The organism is Achromobacter spanius (assembly GCF_002966795.1).
Lineage (GTDB): Bacteria > Pseudomonadota > Gammaproteobacteria > Burkholderiales > Burkholderiaceae_B > Achromobacter > Achromobacter spanius_D.
Genome location: NZ_CP023270.1, coordinates 2,345,842 through 2,367,739 on the forward strand (window position 1 = coordinate 2,345,842; position 21,898 = coordinate 2,367,739).

At 66.9% G+C, this 21,898-nt stretch carries 19 protein-coding genes and 1 riboswitch; of the genes, 10 read left to right on the forward strand and 9 right to left on the reverse strand.

The genetic code is table 11. From position 1 onward, the window contains the following. Nucleotides 1-27: 27 nt before the first annotated feature. On the forward strand, nucleotides 28-702 hold the full coding sequence (locus tag CLM73_RS10475; protein ID WP_105238373.1) for a DJ-1/PfpI family protein: 675 nt from the start codon (nucleotides 28-30) through the stop codon (nucleotides 700-702). An 11-nt stretch (nucleotides 703-713) separates the two neighbouring features. Here CLM73_RS10475 and CLM73_RS10480 read toward each other — a convergent pair whose 3' ends face one another. Then, a complete protein-coding gene (locus CLM73_RS10480) occupies nucleotides 714-1,196 on the reverse strand; it encodes an Lrp/AsnC family transcriptional regulator (protein WP_105238374.1) in 483 nt (160 codons plus the stop codon). Between the two features lie 132 nt (nucleotides 1,197-1,328). Here CLM73_RS10480 and CLM73_RS10485 point away from each other — a divergent pair, with 132 nt between their 5' ends. Next, the gene (locus CLM73_RS10485; RefSeq protein WP_105238375.1) at nucleotides 1,329-1,961 is read left to right on the forward strand and encodes a LysE family translocator; all 633 of its coding nucleotides are present in this window, start codon (nucleotides 1,329-1,331) and stop codon (nucleotides 1,959-1,961) included. Between the two features lie 169 nt (nucleotides 1,962-2,130). Here the strand turns inward: CLM73_RS10485 and CLM73_RS10490 are convergent, their stop codons facing one another. Together CLM73_RS10490 and cydC are read right to left on the reverse strand one after the other, a co-directional pair. After that, a complete protein-coding gene (locus tag CLM73_RS10490; RefSeq protein WP_105238376.1) occupies nucleotides 2,131-4,017 on the reverse strand; it encodes an ABC transporter ATP-binding protein in 1,887 nt (628 codons plus the stop codon). Nucleotides 4,018-4,382: 365 nt separating this feature from the next. After that, entirely contained in the window at nucleotides 4,383-7,991 is a 3,609-nt protein-coding gene (cydC, locus tag CLM73_RS10495) for a thiol reductant ABC exporter subunit CydC (protein ID WP_105238377.1), read from the reverse strand. A 93-nt stretch (nucleotides 7,992-8,084) separates the two neighbouring features. Between cydC and CLM73_RS10500 the strand changes: the two genes are divergently transcribed. Next, on the forward strand, nucleotides 8,085-9,020 hold the full coding sequence (locus tag CLM73_RS10500) for a LysR substrate-binding domain-containing protein (protein ID WP_105238378.1): 936 nt from the start codon (nucleotides 8,085-8,087) through the stop codon (nucleotides 9,018-9,020). Nucleotides 9,021-9,089: 69 nt separating this feature from the next. On the opposite strand, the gene CLM73_RS10505 is transcribed toward CLM73_RS10500, so the two are convergent. From CLM73_RS10505 to CLM73_RS10515, 3 genes are read right to left on the reverse strand one after another with little or no spacing between them, the layout of a single operon-like run. Then, nucleotides 9,090-9,878 (reverse strand): ABC transporter ATP-binding protein, encoded by a 789-nt coding sequence (locus CLM73_RS10505; protein ID WP_199778277.1) that lies wholly within the window; start codon nucleotides 9,876-9,878, stop codon nucleotides 9,090-9,092. Then, a complete protein-coding gene (locus tag CLM73_RS10510) occupies nucleotides 9,866-10,636 on the reverse strand; it encodes an ABC transporter permease (protein ID WP_105238380.1) in 771 nt (256 codons plus the stop codon). Before CLM73_RS10510 ends, CLM73_RS10505 begins: the two co-directional genes overlap by 13 nt. 18 nt (nucleotides 10,637-10,654) lie before the next feature. Then, the gene (locus tag CLM73_RS10515; RefSeq protein WP_199778278.1) at nucleotides 10,655-11,653 is read right to left on the reverse strand and encodes an ABC transporter substrate-binding protein; all 999 of its coding nucleotides are present in this window, start codon (nucleotides 11,651-11,653) and stop codon (nucleotides 10,655-10,657) included. A gap of 203 nt (nucleotides 11,654-11,856) precedes the next feature. Here CLM73_RS10515 and CLM73_RS10520 point away from each other — a divergent pair, with 203 nt between their 5' ends. From CLM73_RS10520 to CLM73_RS10535, 4 genes are all read left to right on the forward strand, one after another. Next, on the forward strand, nucleotides 11,857-13,044 hold the full coding sequence (locus CLM73_RS10520; protein WP_105238381.1) for an NAD(P)/FAD-dependent oxidoreductase: 1,188 nt from the start codon (nucleotides 11,857-11,859) through the stop codon (nucleotides 13,042-13,044). Further along, entirely contained in the window at nucleotides 13,028-13,591 is a 564-nt protein-coding gene (locus CLM73_RS10525; RefSeq protein WP_105238382.1) for a HutD family protein, read from the forward strand. Before CLM73_RS10520 ends, CLM73_RS10525 begins: the two co-directional genes overlap by 17 nt. Nucleotides 13,592-13,659: 68 nt before the next feature. Further along, on the forward strand, nucleotides 13,660-14,409 hold the full coding sequence (locus CLM73_RS10530) for an electron transfer flavoprotein subunit beta/FixA family protein (RefSeq protein WP_105238383.1): 750 nt from the start codon (nucleotides 13,660-13,662) through the stop codon (nucleotides 14,407-14,409). Next, nucleotides 14,409-15,341 carry an electron transfer flavoprotein subunit alpha/FixB family protein gene (locus CLM73_RS10535; RefSeq protein ID WP_105238384.1) on the forward strand — a complete coding sequence of 311 codons (933 nt, stop codon included), beginning with the start codon at nucleotides 14,409-14,411 and terminating at the stop codon, nucleotides 15,339-15,341. The genes CLM73_RS10530 and CLM73_RS10535 overlap by 1 nt, the downstream gene beginning before the upstream one ends. A 30-nt stretch (nucleotides 15,342-15,371) precedes the next feature. On the opposite strand, the gene CLM73_RS10540 is transcribed toward CLM73_RS10535, so the two are convergent. Then, nucleotides 15,372-16,385, reverse strand: coding sequence for a LysR family transcriptional regulator (locus CLM73_RS10540; protein ID WP_105238385.1), 1,014 nt, complete (start codon nucleotides 16,383-16,385; stop codon nucleotides 15,372-15,374). Nucleotides 16,386-16,417: 32 nt separating this feature from the next. Further along, on the reverse strand, nucleotides 16,418-17,221 hold the full coding sequence (gene hutG, locus CLM73_RS10545; RefSeq protein ID WP_105238386.1) for an N-formylglutamate deformylase: 804 nt from the start codon (nucleotides 17,219-17,221) through the stop codon (nucleotides 16,418-16,420). A 264-nt stretch (nucleotides 17,222-17,485) separates the two neighbouring features. Between hutG and CLM73_RS10550 the strand changes: the two genes are divergently transcribed. Continuing rightward, nucleotides 17,486-18,169 carry a MarC family NAAT transporter gene (locus CLM73_RS10550; protein ID WP_105238387.1) on the forward strand — a complete coding sequence of 228 codons (684 nt, stop codon included), beginning with the start codon at nucleotides 17,486-17,488 and terminating at the stop codon, nucleotides 18,167-18,169. A 271-nt stretch (nucleotides 18,170-18,440) separates the two neighbouring features. Continuing rightward, the gene (locus CLM73_RS28890; RefSeq protein WP_156395263.1) at nucleotides 18,441-18,671 is read left to right on the forward strand and encodes a hypothetical protein; all 231 of its coding nucleotides are present in this window, start codon (nucleotides 18,441-18,443) and stop codon (nucleotides 18,669-18,671) included. A gap of 49 nt (nucleotides 18,672-18,720) precedes the next feature. On the opposite strand, the gene CLM73_RS10555 is transcribed toward CLM73_RS28890, so the two are convergent. After that, nucleotides 18,721-20,007, reverse strand: coding sequence for an LLM class flavin-dependent oxidoreductase (locus CLM73_RS10555; protein ID WP_199778279.1), 1,287 nt, complete (start codon nucleotides 20,005-20,007; stop codon nucleotides 18,721-18,723). Nucleotides 20,008-20,180: 173 nt separating this feature from the next. Beyond that, nucleotides 20,181-20,287, forward strand: a riboswitch (TPP riboswitch). A 99-nt stretch (nucleotides 20,288-20,386) separates the two neighbouring features. On the opposite strand from CLM73_RS10555, the gene CLM73_RS10560 reads away from it, so the two are divergent. Then, nucleotides 20,387-21,838, forward strand: a complete 1,452-nt coding sequence (locus CLM73_RS10560) for a sodium:solute symporter family protein (protein WP_105238388.1) — start codon at nucleotides 20,387-20,389, stop codon at nucleotides 21,836-21,838. Nucleotides 21,839-21,898: the final 60 nt, after the last annotated feature.

Here is a 21,898-nt window from a genome sequence, read left to right on the forward strand (position 1 = left end):
CTCTGGCGTTTTCATGGGAGCATCGTCATGCAAGTAAATATCGTCTTGTTCGAAGGGCTGACCCAGCTTGATATGACCGGGCCGTACGAGGTGCTGGCGAACGCGCCGGACTTCACCGTGGATTTTGTCGCAAAAACGATGGAACCGGTGCGGTGCGACCGGGGATTGCGTTTCGTGCCCACGCAGACGATCGACTCGGCGCCGCCTTGCGACCTGCTGGTCGTGCCGGGCGGACCGGGCACGGACGACGCCATCGTCGATCCGGCGTGGGTGGATTTCACGCGCAGGCAGGGGCAGGGCGCCAAGTACCTGTTTGGCATCTGCACTGGCTCGCTGCTGCTGGGCGCAGCCGGGCTGCTGCGAGGCAAGCGGGCGTCCAGCCACTGGCGGGCGCGTGAGCTGCTGGCGCGCTTTGGGGCCACGCCGAGCGACGAGCGTCTTTGCGTGGACGGCAACGTGTTCACGGCGGGCGGCGTGACGTCGGGGATCGATATGGGGTTGAAGGTCGTGGCGTCGCTGTGCGGCGAGGACGTCGCCAAGCTGATCCAGTTGCAAATCGAATACGATCCGAAGCCGCCGTTTCCGGGCGGCACGCCCAAGACATCCGAGCCGGCCATCGTGGAGCGCTATCTGGCAATGTCGCAGGCGCGTTTCGAGCGGCGCAGCGCGGCGGTGGACCGGGCGGCGGCTGCCATGCCGTGAGGTGATGAGCCTTACCGGCCCAGATGATCCAGCGGCAGCGGGCTTTGCGGCTTGACCGTCTGGATCGCGAAGTTGCTACGGATGTCTTTGACGCCCGGCAGTTTCAGAAGGGTATGCAGCAGGAATTGCTCGTACCCGCGCAGATCGGGCACCACGACCTGCAACAGGAAGTCGGACTCGCCCGACACCAGATGCGCGGCGATCACCTCCGGCAGCGCGCTGACTTCGTTGCGGAACATCTCGGCGTCCCGCTCGTGGTGGCGCTCGACCTTCACCCCCACAAATACCGTCAATCCCAGCCCGACCTCATGCGGATCCAGGCGCGCTTCGTAGCCCTGGATGACGCCGGCTTCCTCCATCATCCGCACGCGGCGCAGGCAGGGCGACGGAGACAGACCGATCTGGTCCGCCAGCTCCACGTTGGTGAGCCGGCCGTTCTTCTGCAATGCCTCCAGAATGCGGCGGTCATAGGCGTCAAGTTGGCGTTTTGGCATGAATGTGGGGAATTTTGGTTGTGATTAGTGTGTTGTGCCAGGAATGGTATCCAAGTTGGCAAGAATGGCAAGCACATGCCAGCCCCTTTTTTCTAGAATTTCGCCATTGAAATCTTGTGGTGGAGCGCGGTCATGGCCGATATGGCGTTGTTTCTGGGAGCCTTGCTGATTGTGTACGTGGTGCCCGGGCCGGACATGATCCTGCTGCTCGAAACCGGCCTGCTGCGCGGCCGCGGGCAGGCGCTGGCGGTGGCGGCGGGCTTGGCGATCGCACGCGCGGCGCATGTGACGCTGGCTGCGCTGGGGCTGGCGGCCTTGTTCAAGACGCACCCGTGGGCGTTCGACGCGGCGCGCACGGTGGGCGGCTGCTACCTGGTGTGGCTGGGGATCCGTCTGCTGCGCGCGCCGCTGGCGATTCCGCCGTTGGACGGCGAGGCCGCGCCGCGGCATGCGGGCTGGGGGCCCGCGCTGATGAGCGGGGTGCTTACCAATGTGCTCAATCCCAAGGCCTTGCTGTTCTGCTCGGTGCTCCTGCCGCAGTTCGTGTCGCCCGAGCGTGGCCCGATCGGCCAGCAGTTCGCCGTGCTGGGCGTCATCCTCGTCGGGTTGGGCCTGACGTTCGACGTGCTGTGCGCGCTGGCCGGCGGCGCGGTAGGCCGCTGGATGTCCGCCAGCCCGCGCGCACAAAAGATCCAGGCCCTCGTCTTCGGCACCGCCCTGATCGGCTTCGGTCTGCGCCTGACCTTCGCCAACCGCCCGGCCTGACGTGCACGGCAACTTGCTGGGTGTCAGACACCCACGGATTTGTAGGACTAAATGAGGTGTCAGACACCCGTGGTTTTGTAGGACTAAATGAGGTGTCTGACACCCATGGTTTTGTAGGACCAAATGAGGTGTCTGACACCGGCCCTTGCTGTTTGGCACCGCGCCCGCGTTACTTGCCGAAGGCGAACGACGCTGTCTCGACGTCGTCAGTCTTGGCGGGCGGCGGGACGGCGCCGTCTTCCAGCAGTTCCGCGGGGTCCAGGCCCTTGGTCAGTTCCAACGCCTGGCGCTCGAACAGGCGCCGGTACAGGCCGCCCTTCAAGCGGATCAGCGCGTCGTGGCTGCCTTCCTCGATGACGCGGCCATGGTCCATCACCAGCAGGCGGTCCAGGGCCCGGACCGTCGACAGGCGGTGCGCCACGACCAGCGTCGTGCGGCCTTCCATCAGGCGGTCCATTGCGCGCTGGATCAGGACTTCGCTTTCGCTGTCCAGGCTGGACGTGGCTTCGTCCAGGATCAGGATCGGCGCGTCGGCCAGGAACGCCCGTGCAATCGCCACGCGTTGGCGTTCGCCGCCCGACAGCTTCACGCCGCGTTCACCGACCAGCGTCTCGTAGCCCTTGGGCAGCGCCATGATGAAGTCATGCGCGCTGGCCAGCCGGGCCGCCTGCTCGATGTCGGCCTGCGATGCGCCCGGGCGGGCATAGGCGATGTTTTCCGCCAGCGTGCGGTGAAACAGCACGGGCTCCTGCTGCACGATCGCGATCTGGCCGCGCAGCGACGCCTGCTTCACCTGGGCGATGTCCTGCCCGTCGATGGTGATGCGGCCGCCGTTCACGTCATACAGGCGCTGGATCAGCTTGATGAACGTCGTCTTGCCCGAACCCGAATGGCCGACGAGGCCCACCCGTTCGCCCGGCGCGATGCGCACCGAGAACCGGTCGTACAGCGCGACGTTGTGCGCACCGTAGCGAAACGTCACGTCCTCGAAGCGGATCTCGCCCGCAGTCACCGCGATGTCGCCCGCGCCCGGCCGGTCTTCCACGCCCAACGGCTGCTTTTCCAGCGACACCAGTTCTTCCATGTCGTTGACCGAGCGCTGCAGGTTGCGGATGTGCATGCCCACGTCGCGCAGATAGCCTTGCAGGACAAAGAACATGGTCAGCGTGAACGTGATGTCGCCCACGCTGGCCTGGTTGCGCGACCACAGCAGCAGCGACGCGCCCAGGATCGAGGCCTGCATGGCGACCAGCATCGCGCCCTGGATGCCGCCGTTGAAGGTGGCGCGGATCCAGGTGCGGCGCGTGCGGCGGCGCCACTTGTCGATGACGCGGTCCAGCCGCGCTTCTTCACGCGTTTCCGCGCCAAAGGCCTTGACCACCGCGTTGCAGCTGACGGCATCGGCCAGCGCGCCGCCCATGCGCGTGTCCCAGGCATTGCCCAGGCGCGCGGCGGGCGCCACGTACGCCAGCGACAGCGTCGCGGTGACGGCGATGTAGAGCACCGAACCCAGGCCCACGACCAGCCCCATCAGCGGCCAATGCGCGCCCAGCAGCGCGGTCGCGCCCACCAGCATGACCACCGACGGCAGCAGCGCCACCACCAGCGTGTCGTTCAATAGGTCCACCGCCCACATGCCGCGCGTGATCTTGCGCACCGTCGAGCCTGCGAAGCTGTTGGCGTGCCAGTCGGTCGAAAAGCGCTGCACGCGGTAGAAGGCATTGGAGGCGATGCCGTTCATCATCTTCAGCGTGAAGGTGATGATGTTCTGGAAGACGGCTTGGCGCAGCAGCGTCCCGCCCACGCCCAGCGCCACCAGCAGCCAGAAGGCCGTGATGGCGGCGTTCCAGGCAAGCTGGTCGCCGGCCGCGCCCGACGCCACCGCGTCGACCAGACGGCCGGCGTACATCGGGGTCAGCACGTCGGCCACGGCGGACAGCAGCGCCAGCGCCATGATGACCACGATGCGCACCGGTTGGCGGCCCCAATAGCGGAAGGTAAAGCCCAGGACATCCTTGAAGGCCTGTCCTCGAAGATCGATTTTTTTTCTAGCCATTGCCATGGCCTGGCGGGATAGGGCTCGCCAGGTTCCTTGTAAGGAAAGAGGAAAAACACGCCGCGCGCCGTAAAGGGCGCGGGCAACTGCGTCAGGGGTTCAGATGGGCACGGCGGACCGGTCGCCAGGTAAGGAACTGGCGATGGTGCCGCGCGGGCGACGACTTAATGGCGTCGCGGGGACACGCGCGGGACGGCGTTCGGCATGGGGTACATCATGCGGCCTCCCTGTCGGTGAGTGAGGGGAAAAAAGGAAATGGGCACAGGCCCGAATTGCCGATTCTATCCAAGTGATGTAGGCGAATCAACGGGCCGAGCGTGGGGACGGAATGCGGTGTCGGTTTTTTTCAACGGGCAACCGCGGCGCTAACCGGGCAGCGACGCCGCGCCAGCCGCCGCATATCCGCCCTGATGGCTGGCCAGCCGCGCATACACCCCTTGCTTGCGCAGCAACTGGTCGTGCGTGCCGGATTCGGCCAGCGTGCCGCGGTCGAGCACCAGGATCAGGTCGGCATCGCGAATCGTGGACAGCCGGTGCGCAATCACCAGCGTCGTGCGGTGGCGCATCAGCACGTCCAGCGCCCCGCGCACCTGCATTTCCGACAGCGTGTCCAGATGCGAAGTGGCTTCATCCAGAATCAGCACCGGCGCGTTCTTCAAAAAGGCGCGCGCAATCGAGATGCGCTGGCGCTGGCCGCCCGACAACTGCATGCCACGTTCGCCCACGCGCGTCGCCAGCCCCTCGGGCAGACGCTGAACAAAGTCGGCCAGCGCGGCCTGCTCCAGCGCCCGCATCAGGTCTTCTCGGCTGGCCTCGGGACGCGCTAGCCGGATGTTGCCTTCAAGCGTGTCGTTGAACAGATAGGTGTCCTGCGTGACCAGCGCGACGCGCTCGCGCAGGCCGTCGAGCTGGAGTTGACGCACGTCCACGCCGTCCAGCTTGACCGCGCCCTCGCGCGGATCCCAGAAGCGCAGCAACAGGCTGGCCACCGTACTCTTGCCCGCGCCCGAGGCGCCGACGATGGCCACCGTCGCGCCGGCGGGCGCCGTGAAGCTAAGCTGGCGCAGCGTGTCCTGGCGCTTGCCGGGGTAGGCGAAGCTGACGCGCTCGAAGGCCAGCGACAGACCGTGGGCTGCGACCGGCGCGGGCAGGGGACCGTCCACGACCGGTTCGGGTTCGTTGGCCACCACGTGCAGACGGCGCGTGGCGGCAATGGTGTCGGCCAGTTGCCGGCTGACCTGCGAGATCTCGGATACCGGCAGGAACGTCGCCAGCGCGATCAGCACCAGCAAGGGCAGCATGCCGGCCGGCAGCGTTCCCGCCTGCACCTGCAGCGCGCCCACGACGGCCACGGCAAGTCCGCCCAGACCCATCGCGATTTCAAACCAGGCGGTCTGACGAGACAAATCGCGCAAGATCGCCAGGCGCCGCGCCCGATAGTGGTCGGCCACCTTCAAAAACTGGTCGCGGCGCCGGCCCGTCGCCTGGAAGGCGGTCAGGTCGGCCAGGCCTTGGATCGTGTCGGTGGTGTGGGCGCTCATTTCACCCAGCGCCTCGCGCGCCTTGTCGCCCAGGGCGTCGACCCGGCGCCGGCCGCGCACCGGTGACACCAGCGCATAGGCCAGGAACGGCAGCAGCGCCAGCGCCACCGGCCAGCTGTAGAACCCCAGGAAACCCAGCACGGACAGCGGCACCAGCACGGACACGATGGCCGGCGCGATGGTGTGCGCGTAGAAATACTCGACCATCTCGACATCCTGCGTGGCCAGCGCGACCAGATCGCCCGAGCGGCGTTGCAGCAGGTAGGCCGGCGCCAGCCTTTCGAGCTTGTCGTAGAGCTTGACGCGCATGTCGGCCAGGAGCTGATAGGCCATCGCATGCGCCAGCCACGATTCCAGCCAATGGAACAGGGCGGCCAGCGGCGCGGCGATCAGCAGGCCGACTATTAGCGCGGTGGTATCGCCGCCATCGCGAATGGCGGCCACGATCAGGGCGCTGAACACGCCCACGCCGATGAAGGCGGCAACGCGCGCCACGCCCAGCAGAATGGTCGCGATGAGCGTGCCGCGCCACGGACGCACCACCGACAGCAGCGTGCCCAGCGTGGCGCGCCAGCCGACGTGATCCGCATCGGCGTCCAGCGACCGCAGGGCCGGGCCGGGCGCGTTGCCGTCGTCGGGCTCCGCGGCCGTATTGCCGGCGGCTTGCTGTGCCGCGGGCGGCGAGCCGGCGGCCGGGTTGCGGTGCGCGGCCGCCTGTTCATGCATCAGGCGGTAGTACAGCCCTTGCTCGCGCATCAGGTCGGCATGCGGTCCGGCTTCGGCCACGCGGCCCTGGTCCAGCACCAGGATGCGGTCGGCGCCAATCACGCTGGCCAGCCGGTGCGCCAGGATCAGCGTCGTGCGGCCGGCCATGAGGCGGTCCAGCGCCTGCTGGATCAGCGCTTCGTTTTCGGTGTCGACCGACGACAGCGCCTCGTCCAGGATCAGGATGGGCGCGTCGCGCAGCAGGGCGCGGGCGATCGCCACGCGCTGGCGCTGGCCGCCCGACAACTGCAGGCCGCGTTCGCCAATGCGCGTGGCGTAGCCGTCGGGCAGCGCCATGATGAAGTCGTCGATGTTCGCGGCGCGGGCAGCGGCGCGCACCTCGTCCGGTGTCGCATCGGGACGGCCCAGGCGCAGGTTGTCGTCGATGGTGCCGTGAAACAGCGTGATGTCCTGGCTGACCAGCGCGATGTGCGACAAGAGGAACTGCGTGTCCAGCGCATTGACGTCGTGCCCGCCCACGCGGATCGCGCCCGATTGCGGCACGCATTCGCGCAGCAGCAGCCGCACGATGGTGGATTTGCCGGCGCCGCTGGGACCGACGACGCCGACCCGTTCGCCCGCCGCAATGCGGAACGCCAGGCCCCGGTGGGCGGCGCGTTCGGGCGTGTACGCGAACGCAACGTCGTCGAACTCGATGGTCGGCGCCAGGCGTGCAGGGCCCGCTTGCGCGGCGCGGGTGTCGGGGGCGGGCGTCAGCGGCTGCGCGTCCATCAGCGCGTGGATGCTGGCGGCGGCCGACTGGCCCAGCATGCCCCGGTGCAGCACCGCGCGCAGGTCGCGCAGCGGGCGGAAGATCTCGGTGCCCGCCATCAGCACGATCAAGAGTGCCTCGACGCTCATGTCGCCCGCGGTCACGCGCAAGGCGCCCAGCGTCAGCGCCAGCGCGGCGCCCAGCGCCACACCCAGGTCGCTGATGCCGCGCGTCAGCAGGCTGACCGACAGCACCCAGAACGTGTTGTCCGACAGGGCGCGCGCGCGGGCGGCCAGCCGTTCGCCCCAGGCCTTGCCCTGGCCATACGACTTGAGCGTGGGCAGGCCCTGGACCGCGTCCAGGAACTCTTCGCCGAATTCATTGAGCGACCGGCTGCGCGCCAGGCTGGCGCGGCGGTCCAGCATATGCACGGCCATCGGCCCGAACAGCGCGAAGAGCGCGGCGGCCAGAAAGACCAGGGCGGTCGGCACGTCCCAGAACGCGATGACGGCGAAGATCGCAAATGGCGCGGCCGCCGCGATGGCGACCTGCGGCAGGTACTGTCCGAAGAAGGTCTGCAACTGCTCGACGCCGTCCACCACGGTCAGCATGACGCCGCCCGTGCGCTGGCTGGCGAACCAGGCCGGCCCCAGCGCGACGATGCGGTCGTACAGCCGCGCGCGCAGCGTGTGCTGGATGGCGGCGGACGTGCGGTTGGCCTGCACCGTGCGCCAGTCGTCCAGCAACGCCCGCAGCAGCACCATGGCCGCCACGCACAGCGCCGGCGTCGCCCACTCCTGCCACGGCGCCCCGTCGAACACGCGCGCGAGCAACTGCCCCAGAAACACATACCGCGCAATCCCGGCCGCCAGCGCCAACAGGCCCAGGAAGATGCCGCCCGCCATGCCGGCGCGCAGACCCTCGGTCAGGCGCCACAGCCTCGAATCGAAATACATAGCATTACTCCATCCAGAGCCTGCATCGTCCCCGATCCGGCGCGCGCGCGAAAGCGATGAATTTTCAATCAAGGGTTGAGATAAACTCAACCGATGTCCGATTCCTCTACCCGCACGCCGCCGCTGGCCGCGTTGCGCGCCTTTGAAGCCGTGGCCCGCCTGGGCAGCCTGAGCCGCGCGGCCGCCGAGCTGAACGTCACGAAAAGCGCCGTCAGCCATCAGTTGCGGGCGCTGGAGGCCGACCTGGGCGCGCCGCTGCTGCGTCGCGGCGGCACCGTGCGGCGCGCCGAGACCACCGAAGCGGGCGCCGCGCTGCTCGCTTCCGTACAACAGGCCTTGACCCTATTGGAGACCGCCTGCCGTAATGTCCGGGCCACTGCCCGCGGCAAGCGGCGCTACACGCTGAATGTGTCCGCCAACCCGTCGCTGGCCGCCCTATGGCTGGCGCCGCGCATCGGCCGCTTCATCGAACTGCATCCGGACATCGACATCCAGGTGTATCTGCACGCCAGCCAGGATCCGGCCTGGAAGACCCAGGACATCGACTTGGCCTTCCTGCACGTGCGGGCGATGGGGCCGCACATTGCCGCGCCGGGCGACATTCCGCTCATGTCTGAAACCGTGGTGCCGGTATGCAGTCCGGCGCTGGTGGCCGAAGCCGACCGCAACGACCCGCGCGTGTTCCTGCGTCACCGCTGGCTGGAGGAAAAGCACATCGACAGCCCCGAGACCGACTGGCGCACGTGGCGGCCGCGGCTGGGCCTGGGGGCGGATGACTGGCAGGATCCGATGGTGCTGAGCGGCCTGAGCACGGTGGTGGCCGCCGCAGCGGCGGGCGTGGGCATTGCGCTGGGCCGCGCGCCGCTCATCGACGAAGACCTGGCCAGCGGCCGGCTGGTGCCGCTGACCCCGCATCTGCGCATGCCGGGCTCGTGGGGCTATGTCATGCGCATCCACGCCAACCGGCCGATGGACCCGTCGTTGCCCGCGCTGGTGGAGTTTCTATCCGAGGAAGGGCGCCGCGCGTAGGCGAGGCAGGCGCACCGCCGGATTCCCGGGTAAATGCCCGCCCCGGCCGGCCGCGCGGGCGCGTTGACGCTAATCCGCCGTCAGCTCCATGCTGCGCGTCACTTCCTCCTGCACGCGCTCCCAGATCGCCCGCTTCAGTTCCACAAAACGCGGCGACAGCTGCACGTCGGCGCTGCGCGGATGCGGCAGGTCGTTCTGGATGTCCTGCACGATGCGTCCGGGCTTGGACCCCATGACGGCCATGCGCGTCGACAGGGTCAGGGCCTCGTCGATGGAGTGCGTGATGAAGACGATGGTCTTGCCGCTTTGCTCGTAGATCGACAGCAGCTGGTCCTGCAGCACCTGCCGGGTCATTGCGTCCAGCGCCGCGAACGGCTCGTCGAACAGCATCACGTCCGGGTCGTTGGCCAGCACGCGCGCAATCGACACGCGCTGCTTCATCCCGCCCGACAGCGCGTGCGGAAACTTGTCCGCCGCGTGCTTCAGGCCGACCATCTCGATGAATTTTCGGGCGATCGGGGCGCGTTCCTGGCGCGACATGCCGCGCATCTTCAGGCCGAATTCGACGTTCTCCTGTACCGTGCGCCACGGAAACAGCGCGTACTGCTGGAACACCATGCCGCAGGCGGCGGTCACGTCGGTGACCTTTTTGCCGTTGATCTCCACCGATCCCGTGTTGGGCGTGATGAACCCCGCCATCAGGTTCAGCAGCGTCGACTTGCCGCAGCCCGAGGCGCCCAGCAGCACCAGAAACTCACCGCGCTTGACCTCCAGGTTGACCTTGTCCAGCACAGGCACTTCGCCATAGGCCTTGGAGACGTCCGTCAGCCGGATCATCGTATCGTTCATCGCTGCCATGCCAGCACCCATCGTTCAAGAAGCCGCAAACACAGATCGGTCACCAGCACGGTGAAACTGATCAGCACCATGCCCAGCACCACGGTGTCGGTCTGGAAGAATTCCTTGCCGTTCATGATCATGAAGCCCAGGCCTTCCTTGGACGCCACCAGCTCAGCCGAGATCACGCAGGTCCAGGACAGGCCCAGGATGATCTTCATGCCCGACAGGATCTGCGGCAGACAGCCCGGAAACAGCACCTCGCGCATGACCTGCCAGCGGTTGGCGCCCAGGTTGCGCGCGGCGCGCACCAGCACCGGGTCGATGCTGCGCGAGGCCTCCATCACGTACAGCAACGCGGGCACGAACGACCCCATGAACACGATGCTGTACTTCTGCGTTTCGGTGATGCCGAACCACAGCAGCGACAGCGGAATCCAGCTCATGGACGGCAGCGGCCGCAGAAACGAGATGATGGGGTCGAAGACGGCGCGCGCCACCTTCGAGGTGCCCAGCAGGATGCCCAGCGGAATCGCGACGATCACGGCGGCCAGAAAGCCCACCATGACGCGGCGCGTGGACGCAAGCACGTTGTAGAACAGCGTGCCCTGGTCGGACATGGACAGCGCGCGCGCCAGGACCTGGGACGGCGCGGGCAGGAAGATGGGGTCGACCGCGCCGGCACGGCACAGGCCTTCCCACATCAGCAGAAAACCCAGCAGCGAGAACACGCTGATCCAGAGCAGGCGTGTTTCGCGGGATGACGAACGTGTGGACATAGGCAGATTGTCCCGGGCTCAGAGATACGAGGACTGGACCCAGTCCTTGACGGTGGGCGCGCGGTCGATCTGCTTGAGCGATACCAGCATCTCGGCCAGCTTCTGCATGCCGTTCACGAAGTTGCCGGGCTCGATCATCAGCGCCTTCTGGTCTTCGGCCGAATACCACTGCGTCTGCTTGATGACGGCAAGCTGCTCGTCCTTGGACAGCCCGGTCAGCTCCAGCAGCACGCCGGCCGCTTCCTCGGGCTGGTTCGTCAGCATGGCGTTGGCCTGGAACACCGCCTGCAGGAACTTGCGCACGGCGTCCGGGTTTTCCTTGCCCAGCTTGGCATGCGTCAGCAGCACGTCGGGTCCGGGGGTGATGGCGTACTGCTTATAGAGCGAGAACGCGGTGTCGTCCAGCAGCACATGCGTTCCCGGCACGGCCTTGATGCGGTCAAAGGCAGGCGTCCAGGCCACGGCCGCGTCGATCTGGCTGCCCTGATAGGCTGACAGCAGGTTGGTCGCGGGCAGGTTGATGATGGAGACGTCGCGGTCGGGGTTCAGTCCCGCCTGGCGCAGCACGTCCAGCAGCAGCACGTGGGCGCTGGAGGCGTACGTGACGCCGATCTTCTTGCCCTTCAGGTCGGCCACGGACTTGACGTTGTCGCGCACCAGCACGCCTTCGGCACGGCCGAAGTTGTTGGGCGTGGCGATGACCTGGAACTGGCGCGCGCCCGCAGCCATCAGCGCCAGCGACGACACCACGCCGGTGCCCGCCAGATCCACATTGCCCGCCATCACCGCGCTCATGCGGTCCGACGACGTGGCAAAGCTCTGCCACTTGATGTCCAGACCCTGCTTGGCAAAGAGGCCCGTCTTCAACGCGATGTAGGCGGAATAATGGCCCAGCCAGGCCGAGCCGCCATAGGTATAGGACGCGCCCGCGGCGCGGCCGATCATTGGAAAGCCCAGGGCGCTTGCGCCCGCAAGTGCAGCGGTGCGCACCAGCATGGCGCGGCGATTCATGTTCATATTTTTCCCCTACTTGAATGTAGATTGACCGATAGATTCCATGTCGCCAGCACTCTGGGGTGCGGCAGGCAAGACTTTCGCCCGAGCGCCCGGCGGCGGCATGAATATAAGGAACGGCGATGGTCAACATCAGCGGCGCTTAATTTTCTGCGGCTCCGAAAAGGCGGGTCCACACTCGCCGCACTTGTCCTTGGAGCCTTGTCGTGAAAAGTTTTGACGTGATCGTGATTGGTGCCGGCGTGATCGGCAGTTCGGTGGCGTTTCACCTGGCCGAATTCGGTGCGAAGAACGTGCTGGTGCTGGATCGCGAGACCATCGGCGCGGGCACCACGTCGCAGTCGTCCGGCATCCTGCGCACGCACTATTCGGTGCGCGAGAACGTGGAGCTGGCCCAGCGTTCGTGGAGCGTGTTCAACAATTTCGCCAGCTACCTGGGCGACGAAGAGGCCTCGTGTGGCCTGGTCAAATGCGGCTACCTCATCACCGCTGCCGATGACGACAAGCTGGAACCGCTGCGCGGTGCGCTGGCGCAGCAGCAGGCGCAGGGCATCGCACTGGAATTGCTGAATGCCGCGCAGGCGCGCGAGTTGCTACCCATCGCGTCCTTCGATAACGCCGCGCTGATCGGCTATGAGCCCGAAGCGGGCTTTGCCGACGCGTATCTGGTGGCCACCAGCTTTGCGCGCGGCGCCCGCCGCCGCGGCGTCACCATCCGCGAAAACGTCAACGTTCAGCGCCTGATCATCGACAACGGCCGCGTGACGGGCGTGGTGACATCCGAAGGCGACTACAACGCGCCGCTCGTCATCAGCACGCAGAACATCTGGACGCCGGAGCTTGCCGGCTGGACCGGCGTGGCCATGCCCGTCGTGCCGGAGCGCCATGCCGTGCTGGCGCTGGAATGCGACGCGGCGCCTTACACGTATTCGATGCCGGTCTTCAAGGACCTGGCCTCGCCCGGCATGCTGTATTGCCGCAGCTACGGCGGCAACCAGATGCTGGTGAGCGAAGGCATTGTCGGCGAGGCGCTGCAAAAGAGCGACGCCGAGCAGGGCGACATTCCGCTGGACTACGTGGCCGAAGTGGGCGCGCAGGTGGCGGACCGCTTCCCCGCGTACGAGACCGCCGGGCTGGCGTCTTCCTGGACCGGTGTCTACGACGTGACGCCCGACTGGAACCCCGTGCTGGGCCGCGTGCCGGGCGTCGAAGGGCTGATCGTGGGCTTTGGGTTTTCGGGTCACGGCTTCAAGTTGTCGCCCACCGTCGGCCGCGTGCTGGCGCAAGAGGCCCTGGGCCTGGCGACGGACGTGTCGCTTACGCCTTATGAACTGGGGCGCTTTCAGCGCGGCGCGCTGTTGACCGGGAAGTACGGCCTTGGCGCAGTCTCCTGATCCGCGTGGTCCGGTGCGCGCCAGTTGGCTGGCGCTGCCGCCCGAGCCGTGGAAGAACGGCGGCGGCGTCACGCGCACGCTGGCCGTTGACCCCGCCGGACGCTGGCGAGTCAGCATCGCCGATATCGACCGCGACGGGCCGTATTCGCGCTTTTCCGGGTATGACCGCGTGTCGGTCGTGCTGGCGGGGGATGGGGTGATGCTGCAAGGCGAGGGCGTCTCCGTGGCGTTGCGGCCGCGTGAACCGGCGGTGTTCGGGGGCGACGCGTTGCTGCAATCGACCTTGGTCGGCGGACCGGTGCGGGTGCTGAATCTTTTTGTCTTGCGTGGTGCTGCGACGGCGTCGGTGACGTGTTCGGGCGCGGCGGCCCAGCGCGCCGAGGTGGGCTCGCTGCTGGCGGGCGTGGATGAGCGCGCGGTCACCCGGCTCGTGGTGACGGCACAGGACTACCAGATCTCGCGCGTCGCCAACGCCTGCACCGCGGCCACGCAGAACGACTTCGCCGTGATCCTGGACATCACCGTCCAGGAAAGCGTCCCGAACTGACCCACCTGCAGCCGTCTCCGCCACGACGCGGGCACGGCCATTGATTCCTTTCACTCAGGAGTGTTTCCATGAAGGTACTTGCCGCGGTCAAGCGCGTGGTTGACTACAACGTCAACGTGCGCGTCAAGGCCGACCAGAGCGGCGTGGACATCGGCAACGTCAAGATGTCGATGAACCCGTTCGATGAAATCGCCGTCGAGGCGGCCGTGCGCCTGAAAGAGCAGGGCGCGGCTGCCGAGGTGGTGGCCGTGTCTTGCGGCACGGCGCAGTCGCAGGAGACGTTGCGCACCGCGCTGGCCATCGGCGCCGACCGTGGCGTGCTGGTGCAGACGGATGCCGCGTTGCAGCCGCTGGAAGTCGCCAAGCTGCTGCGCGCCGTCGTGGACAAGGAAGCGCCCGCGCTGGTGATCCTGGGCAAGCAGGCGATCGACGACGACGCCTGCCAGACCGGCCAGATGCTGGCGGCGCTGCTGGGCTGGCCGCAGGCCACCAACGCCAGCGCCATCGCCATCGGCGAGGGCACGGCGCGCGTGACGCGCGAGGTGGACGGCGGCCTGGAAGTGGTGGAACTGACGCTGCCCGCCATCGTCACGGCGGACCTGCGCCTGAACGAGCCGCGCTACGTCACGTTGCCCAACATCATGAAGGCCAAGAAAAAGCCGCTGGATGTGGAAACGCCGGACGCGCTGGGCGTGGACCCCGTGTCCCGCCTGCAAACGCTGCGCGTGGAAGAGCCGTCGGCGCGCGCGCCCGGCATCAAGGTCGCCGACGTGGCCGCGCTGGTCGACAAACTGAAGAACGAAGCCAAGGTGATCTGATGACTGTCCTCGTTATTGCCGAACACGATAATCGTGCGCTGAACGGCGCCACGCTCAACGCCATCGCCGCTGCCGCCCGGCTGGCCATGCCGATCCATGTGCTGGTCGCGGGTGGAGACGCGCAGCCGGTGGCCGAAGCGGCTGCACGAGTCGCCGGGGTGGAAAAGGTGCTGCTGGCGCAGGCGCCGCAGTTTGCCGACGGTCTGCCGGAAGCCCTGGCTGCGCAGGCCGTGGCGGTTGCCGCCGGCTACTCGCACGTGTTCCTGGCCGCGACGGCGCAGGGCAAGGGCGTGGCGCCGCGCATTGCCGCCTTGCTCGACGTGGCGCAGGTCTCGGACGTCATTGAAGTGCTCGCGCCCGATACGTTCAAGCGTCCGATCTATGCCGGCAACGCGATTGCGACGGTCAAGAGCGGCTATTCGGTGGTCGTGGCCACAATCCGCCCCACGGCCTTTGACGCGGTGTCAGCCGAAGGCGGCAGCGCCACGCTGGAAGTGGTCGAGGCCGTGACGGGGGCGGGCTTGTCGCGTTTCGTCAGCCGCGAGATCGCGGTGTCCGAACGCCCCGACCTGGGCGGCGCACGCGCCGTGGTGTCGGGCGGACGCGGCCTGGGCAGCGCGGAGAACTTCAAGCTGCTGGATCCCTTGGCCGAAAAGCTGGGCGCGGCGCTGGGCGCCTCGCGCGCGGCCGTCGACGCGGGCTATGCACCGAACGACTGGCAGGTCGGCCAGACCGGCAAGATCGTTGCGCCGGAACTGTACGTGGCCGTCGGGATCTCGGGCGCCATCCAGCATCTGGCCGGCATGAAGGATTCCAAGGTCATCGTCGCCATCAACAAGGACGGCGATGCGCCGATCTTTGGCGTGGCGGACTACGGTCTGGTCGGCGACCTGTTCGAGGCCGTGCCGGCGCTGACGTCGTCGCTGTCTTGAGGGCGGGGCGTTAGCGCCACAGGCTTCACCTCAACGCCGCAGGCTGCGCCACAGCGTGGCCGGCGGCAGCCCCAGCGCCGGGGCCAGTTCCTTCTGGATCAAGCGCTCCATGGCCATCAGGATCACGTCGCGTGCTTCAAAGGGCAGCTTGCCCACCTCCTGCTGGCGCGCGGCCAGATACAGCGTGCGCGACAGGGCGGGATCGTCCGCCCGCGCCGCGCCCAGAAAGGGCGCCAGCGGCAGCACGCGCAACTGGTCCAGGAAATGGCGCGACTGCCAGATGCACAGCGGCGTGCTGATGCCAAAGCCCAGCCCGGCCGTGACCAGGCTGAGCAGCGGATCGGTATTGTCGAATTCGTAAGTGCGCTCGATCATCACGCCGTGCGACTCGACCAGCCGGTCGATCTCGGCGCCGATGAACGAGCGTGCGCTGTAGCGGATGAACTGGGCGCGCTGGCCCAGTTCCTTCAAGGTGTCGATCCGGTCCATGCTCATCGAGCGCGGCACGATCAGCACGTAGGGCTCGCTGAACAGGCTGTATTTGCGGATGGTCGGCTTGCCCGCCGACGCGCTGGTGGTGACGACGAGGTCAAGCTGCCGGTCTTCAAGCTGTTTGTCCAGCACGGGCGTGATGCCCGACCACAGCCGGATCTGGCGCGACGCGCCGGACAGGCCGTGGATCAGGGTCGGCCCCAGCGTGCCGGCAAACGAGTCCACGCAGCCGAAGCGCACGATGTTGCGCTTGGCCCGGCTAAGGTTGCGCACGCTTTCGGTCATGTCGCCGGCCTGCGCCAGCAGCCGCGCCGCGTGTTCAAACAGCAGCTCGCCCGCCGGCGTGGGCCGGGCGGGGCGGGTGCTGCGGTCCAGCAGTTCGGTCGACATGGCGGCTTCAAGCTGCTTGATCCGCTGCGACACCGCCGCCTGCGAAAACCCCAGCAGCCGCGCCGCACCCGAGACCGAGGCCGCTTCCACCACCGCTACCCACGTCAACAGCAGGCTCCATTCCGGATAATTTTCCGTGCTGCTGAACGAAAAGCGGTTCATGGCGTGGGCGTCCGGCGGCGGTTCAACAGGGCTTAGCGCTGGCGCGCGGTGGTCTGGCGCAGCGCGGCGGACACCATGCCTTCGACGACTGGAATGACCTTGTCGGCCAGGTCGGGGCGATAACCGTACGGGTGCGTTTCGTCCATGTAGGTGGACTGGCACATTTCGAGCTGGATGGCGTGGACGTTGTCGGCCGGCGACCCGTAGTGACGCGTGATGTAGCCGCCCTTGAAGCGGCCATTGACGGCCCAGGTGTAATCCTTGCAGCCGTTCAACTGCTCATGCACGGCCGCCAGGATGTCGGGCGCGCAGGAGGCGCCGTCGGACGTGCCGATGTTCAGGTCGGGAAGCTTGCCCTCGAAGAGGCGCGGCAGGACGCTGGCGATCGAGTGCGCTTCCCACAGCAGCACCGTGCCGTGCTCGGCCTTGATGCGGTCGATTTCCTCGCGCAGCTTGGTGTGATACGGCTTCCAGTACGCGTCCAGGCGCTGCGCACGTTCCGCGTCGGTCAGCACGGCGTCGTTCTGGTACAGCGCATCGCCGCGAAACGCCTGGGTGGGACACAGGCCGGTCTTGGTCTGCCCGGGATACAGGCTTTCGTCGTTGGGCGGGCGGTTCAGGTCGACAACGTAACGCGAATAGCGCGCGCCCAGCACGGACGCGCCCAGCGCCTGGGCGAACTGATACAGGGTGTCCAGATGCCAGTCGGTGTCGCCGGATTGCAGGGCAATGTCCGTCATGTGCGGACGCTGCGCGTCGGGGATCTGGCTGCCGAGGTGGGGAATGGAGATCAGCAGCGGGGCGGTGCCGCGGCTGAATTGATAGAGGTCGGTCAAGAGGAAACTCCGGGTGGCAATGGCAATGCGCCGCGGCAAAGCCGCGGGCAGCGGGCGCTTGTATGCTAGGCAGCACAGGCCGCTGCGGGAATTGCATCAGTTTAATGGATGCTGATGATTAGCCAAATCGATGCTGAAAGCGTTGGCCGCAGGGCGTTCACCGTAGGCCGCGTGCCGGATCGGGCTGTCCGCCCGTGGCCCGCTGACGGATCCGCCGGGCCGCGTGAGGTAGAGTAGACGGCGCGCATACTTTAGCGAGCGGTCATGATCGATGAACTGATTCAACTGGGCAAGCTCGTCAGCCTGGGGCTGGCGCTGATGCTGCCGCTGGCCAATCCGCTGACGTCCATGACGCTGCTGCTGTCGCTCGGCCAGCAGATTCCGTTCAAGGAACGGCAGAAGCAGGTGACCCAGGCGGCGTTCTACGTCGTCGGCATCATGCTGGTGACGTATTACGCCGGCGCGCTGCTGATGCACACCTTCGGCATTTCCATTCCCGGGTTGCGCATCGCGGGCGGACTGATCGTGGTCAGCATCGGTTTCAGCATGCTGTTTCCGTCGGACCAGCCGCGCGCGCTGGAGGCCGAAGCCGCGGCCGACGCGCTCGCGCGCCCAAGCCCCAATATCGCCTTCGTGCCGCTGGCGTTGCCGGGCACGGCGGGGCCCGGCACGATTGCGATGATCATCAGCGGCGCGTCGTCGGTCGATACGGCCATTGCGCCGGACTATGTGCGCTGGGTGGTGGCCGTGGCCCCGGTCATCGTGTTTTCGCTGCTGGGGCTGCTGTTCTGGATCTGCCTGCATTTCGCGGGCCGCATCGTCGCCGTGATCGGCAAGAGCGGCGTCGAGGCCATCTCGCGCGTCATGGGCTTTCTGCTGGTCTGCATGGGCGTGCAGTTCGTGATCAACGGCGTGCTGGAGATCGTGGGCAAATATCCCAACTTGTAGCTGCCTTCGTTGTAGCTGCCGCGACAATGCCCGGCGCCGGGGCTTGCTGCCGGCGTGACGAGCCGGCCAGGTAGTCGCGATGATTTTGATTTCACCCCGTTTCGTGGGGCTTGCCGGAACATAATCTACGCTACATTACATTTTTTAATATTCGCCGCGGGGCAGTCCTGCATCACCGCGGCGACGGCTTTTGTATGTGCGACATCATGATTGACGACAAGATCAGGCAGTGCGCGGCAGCCCGCGAATTTATCGGGTTTGGTGCGCGGAAGTGCCGATCAAGCACCTGCGGCCTGGCTACCGCAATCTGCAACGGTGCGTCGTGATGGCCTGGCTACTCTTTATCGTCGTGGGGCTGGTGCTCACCGGCATCGTCACCGCCTTGATGCGCGAGCCTGGCGTCCGCCTTTACGACTGGATCGCCACCCGCGCGCCGGCCGCAACGGCCGTTCGCATCCGGCCCTCCGGCAACCTATCCCCGACACCAAGCGCGAACCGCTAACCCAGACGGGCTGATCCGCTCGGCACCCTTCGGTCCGGCGTCAGCCCTGTCATCGGCCCGGTCTTTGCAGGCCCAGATGCCCGCGCAGCGTGGCGTGCTCGTAATCCTTGCGGAACAACCCGCGCTGCTGCAGTACCGGCACCACCTGCTCCACGAAGTCGTCGATGCCGCCCGGCAGTGACGGGGGCATCAGGTTGAAGCCGTCGGCGCCTTCGTTCCTGAACCAGTGTTCCATCCGGTCCGCGATCTGCGCCGGCGTGCCCACCATCGTGCAATGTCCGCCGCCCGCGGCCAGCCTGCCAAGCAGCTGGCGCACGGTGGGCTGTTCGGTTTCGATGATGCGCAGGATGGTCCCGTATCGGCCCTTGGGGCCGGTGAACGCGGACAGCGGGGGCAGAGGCGGCACGGGCGCGTCCAGTTCCCAGCCCGAGCAATCCTGCAAGACGAACGTGCCCAATTGGCGCAACGAGGCGTCCGCGGGCAGCAGCTCGTCCAGTTCGCGCTGTTTGGCGCGGGCTTCGGCCTCGGTCGAGCCGACATAGGTCACGAGGCCCGGCATGATCGGCACAAAAGCGTCGCGGCCCGCCGCCCGCACGCGCTGCTTGATGTCGCGGTAGTAGGACTGCGCGGCCGGCAGGTCGTAGGCCACCGCGTAGATAGCTTCCGCGCGGCGCGCCGCCAGATCGCGGCCCTGGTCCGAGGCGCCCGCCTGGAACAGCACCGGATGCCCTTGCGGCGGACGCGGCACCGTGAGCGGGCCGTCCACCAGGAAATGCTCGCCATGATGATCGATCTTGTGCAGGCGGTCCGGCACGCCGAAGTGACCGTTGCGGTCGATGACCAGCGCGTCGTCCTCCCACGAGTCGAACAGCCGCAGCGCCACGTCGATGAATTCCTCGGCGCGCCCATAGCGCCAGTCATGCCCGGGCATGGATTCGTAGCCGTGGTTGCGCGCTTCGGCATCGAACATCGACGTCACCACGTTCCAGCCCATGCGGCCGGCCGAAATGTGGTCTAGCGAGGCCACCATGCGGGCCGCATGAAACGGCGTGAAGAACGTGCTGGACACCGTGCTGATCAGGCCGATGCGCGAGGTGGCGCGGGCGATCGCCGCCATCGTGGTGAGGGGTTCAAGGTACCAGCGCGGACCGTCGCCGATGTTGTCCATCGACTGGCCGTCGGCAAAGAAAATGGCGTCCAGCTTGCCGCGCTCGGCCGTGCGGGCCAGGCTTTCGTAGTAGCTGATGTCGCCCAGCCGCTCGGCCGCCGAGTCCGAATGGCGCCACGCCGCGCGGTGGTGGCCGCAGCCGAAAATGAACAGGTTCAGGTGCATCATGGCGATCAGCTCTTCGATTGCGTCTTCAGTTGCGTCATCAATTGCGTCATCAATTGCCGCGTTTGGCACGCTCTCGGGTGCCGCAAGCGGGCGAACTTAGCACAAAACCGGGGGGCGGGCGGCGCTTGCCTCCGACGCGCGTTGACATCGCCGCGCCGCTCTCCTAACCTTGCGGCAATTCCTGGGGGAGCCCTGTACGGGCTGAGATTCCGCGTCAACGCGGTAACCCTTTGAACCTGATCCGGGTAATGCCGGCGAAGGGAAGGACTCCGCAAGTCTCGCGCGCCCTCCCTGATTCCATTCATCTTGCGGCCTCCCTGTTGGCGGGCCGCCGCGTTACGCGTCCGGCCCCAGGCCGCCCGCGGGAGGACCGACCTTCATGTTGACCCAAACCACCGCCCTGATATGGCTGCTGCTGTTCTCGGGCGGCTTCGCCCTGGCCAGCGTGCTGTATACGCGGCGCAAGCGCAGCACCCTCGAAGACTACATCGTCGCGCGCAACAGCCAGGGGTCCTTTGGCACGATCCTCACGCTGATGGCGTCCACGCTGGGCGCATGGATTCTTTTTTCGCCGGCGCAGGCCGCCACATGGGGCGGCCTGGCCGCCGTGATCGGCTACGCGCTGGGGTCGATGTCGCCGCGCCTGGTGATGATCCCGCTGGGACGGCGCATGCGCGAGCTGATTCCGCACGGCCACACGCTGACGGAATTCCTGATGGCGCGCTACGGCCGGCCCATGTATGGCCTGGCGCTTTTCATCATGCTGTTCTACCTGTTCATCGCGCTTTCGGCGGAGGTCACGGCCATTGCCAAGCTGGTCGCGATGCTGGCGCCCGTGCCCCTGTGGGCGACCGCGGCCATCGTGATGGGGACGACCTTGCTCTACACCACCTACGGCGGCCTGCGCTCGTCCATCTTCACCGATCAGGTGCAGATGATGATCATCGTGCCGCTTCTGGTGGTGCTGTGCGTCGTCGGCTGGCAGGCGGCGGGCGGCGCGTTGCCGACCATCGAAGCGCTGCAGGCCAAGGCCCCGCAGTTGCTGGATCTGACCGACCCGGTTGGCGTGAAGGCCGGGCTGACCTTCTTTGTCGCCATCCTCTTGACCGGCATCTTCCACCAGGGCAACTGGCAACGCATCTACGCCGCGCGCGACACGCGCACCATGCGCAACGGCTTCCTGCTGGGCGGCGTGCTGGTGGCGCCGTTCATCTTTCTGATGGGCCTGTTCGGCCTGGCCTTCGTCGGTCTGGCGCCCGAGGGCGACAGCTCGATCGCACTGTTCAGCGTGATCATGCCGCACGCCCCGGCGTGGTTCGTCATCGCCCTGATTCCGCTGGGCCTGTCCCTGGTCATGAGCACCGCCGACACCGCCATCAGCGCGGTGTCCAGCATCATCGCGGTAGACCTGCGCCGCCTGATGCCCAACGCCGGCGGCGCCACCATGAAGCGCCTGGCGCGCTGGCTGGTGCTGCTGATGGCGATCCCCGTCATGATCGTGGCGTCGCAAGGCTACAGCGTGCTGTACCTGTTCCTGCTGGCCGACCTGCTGTGCTCGGCCGCCGCTTTCCCGGTGTTCTATGGGCTGTTCAGCCGCAAGCACGATGGTTTCACCGCGACCACGGCCACCATCACGGGGCTGATCGCCGGGCTGTTCTTCTTCCCCGCGCCGGGGGACAAACCGACGTTCCTGCTGGAATCGTTCCTGCTGGCGGCGTTTGTGCCGGTGGTGACGACGGTGCTGATCCGGCTGGTGATGCGCGGGCGCAAGGAGTTTGATTTCTCGACGCTGAGCGCGGCGGTGCGGCGGTTGGATAAGGAGACGGTTTGAGGCGGGGGGGCGGTTTAAGACCGCTCCTTGTTCGGATGCCCATGCAGCATCCGAATTCCT

What these genes read in the sequence shown, in the direction of transcription:
- CLM73_RS10485 (WP_105238375.1), top strand. Translation starts at nt 1,329, where the DNA reads ATGGCCGATATGGCGTTGTTTCTGGGAGCCTTGCTGATTGTGTACGTG.
- CLM73_RS10480 (WP_105238374.1), bottom strand. Translation starts at nt 1,196, where the DNA reads ATGCCAAAACGCCAACTTGACGCCTATGACCGCCGCATTCTGGAGGCA.
- CLM73_RS10555 (WP_199778279.1), bottom strand. Translation starts at nt 20,007, where the DNA reads ATGATGCACCTGAACCTGTTCATTTTCGGCTGCGGCCACCACCGCGCG.
- CLM73_RS10515 (WP_199778278.1), bottom strand. Translation starts at nt 11,653, where the DNA reads ATGAACATGAATCGCCGCGCCATGCTGGTGCGCACCGCTGCACTTGCG.
- CLM73_RS10535 (WP_105238384.1), top strand. Translation starts at nt 14,409, where the DNA reads ATGACTGTCCTCGTTATTGCCGAACACGATAATCGTGCGCTGAACGGC.
- CLM73_RS10505 (WP_199778277.1), bottom strand. Translation starts at nt 9,878, where the DNA reads ATGGCAGCGATGAACGATACGATGATCCGGCTGACGGACGTCTCCAAG.
- cydC (WP_105238377.1), bottom strand. Translation starts at nt 7,991, where the DNA reads ATGTATTTCGATTCGAGGCTGTGGCGCCTGACCGAGGGTCTGCGCGCC.
- CLM73_RS10510 (WP_105238380.1), bottom strand. Translation starts at nt 10,636, where the DNA reads ATGTCCACACGTTCGTCATCCCGCGAAACACGCCTGCTCTGGATCAGC.
- CLM73_RS10490 (WP_105238376.1), bottom strand. Translation starts at nt 4,017, where the DNA reads ATGGCTAGAAAAAAAATCGATCTTCGAGGACAGGCCTTCAAGGATGTC.
- CLM73_RS10550 (WP_105238387.1), top strand. Translation starts at nt 17,486, where the DNA reads ATGATCGATGAACTGATTCAACTGGGCAAGCTCGTCAGCCTGGGGCTG.
- CLM73_RS10540 (WP_105238385.1), bottom strand. Translation starts at nt 16,385, where the DNA reads ATGAACCGCTTTTCGTTCAGCAGCACGGAAAATTATCCGGAATGGAGC.
- CLM73_RS10475 (WP_105238373.1), top strand. Translation starts at nt 28, where the DNA reads ATGCAAGTAAATATCGTCTTGTTCGAAGGGCTGACCCAGCTTGATATG.
- CLM73_RS10500 (WP_105238378.1), top strand. Translation starts at nt 8,085, where the DNA reads ATGTCCGATTCCTCTACCCGCACGCCGCCGCTGGCCGCGTTGCGCGCC.
- CLM73_RS10560 (WP_105238388.1), top strand. Translation starts at nt 20,387, where the DNA reads ATGTTGACCCAAACCACCGCCCTGATATGGCTGCTGCTGTTCTCGGGC.
- CLM73_RS10530 (WP_105238383.1), top strand. Translation starts at nt 13,660, where the DNA reads ATGAAGGTACTTGCCGCGGTCAAGCGCGTGGTTGACTACAACGTCAAC.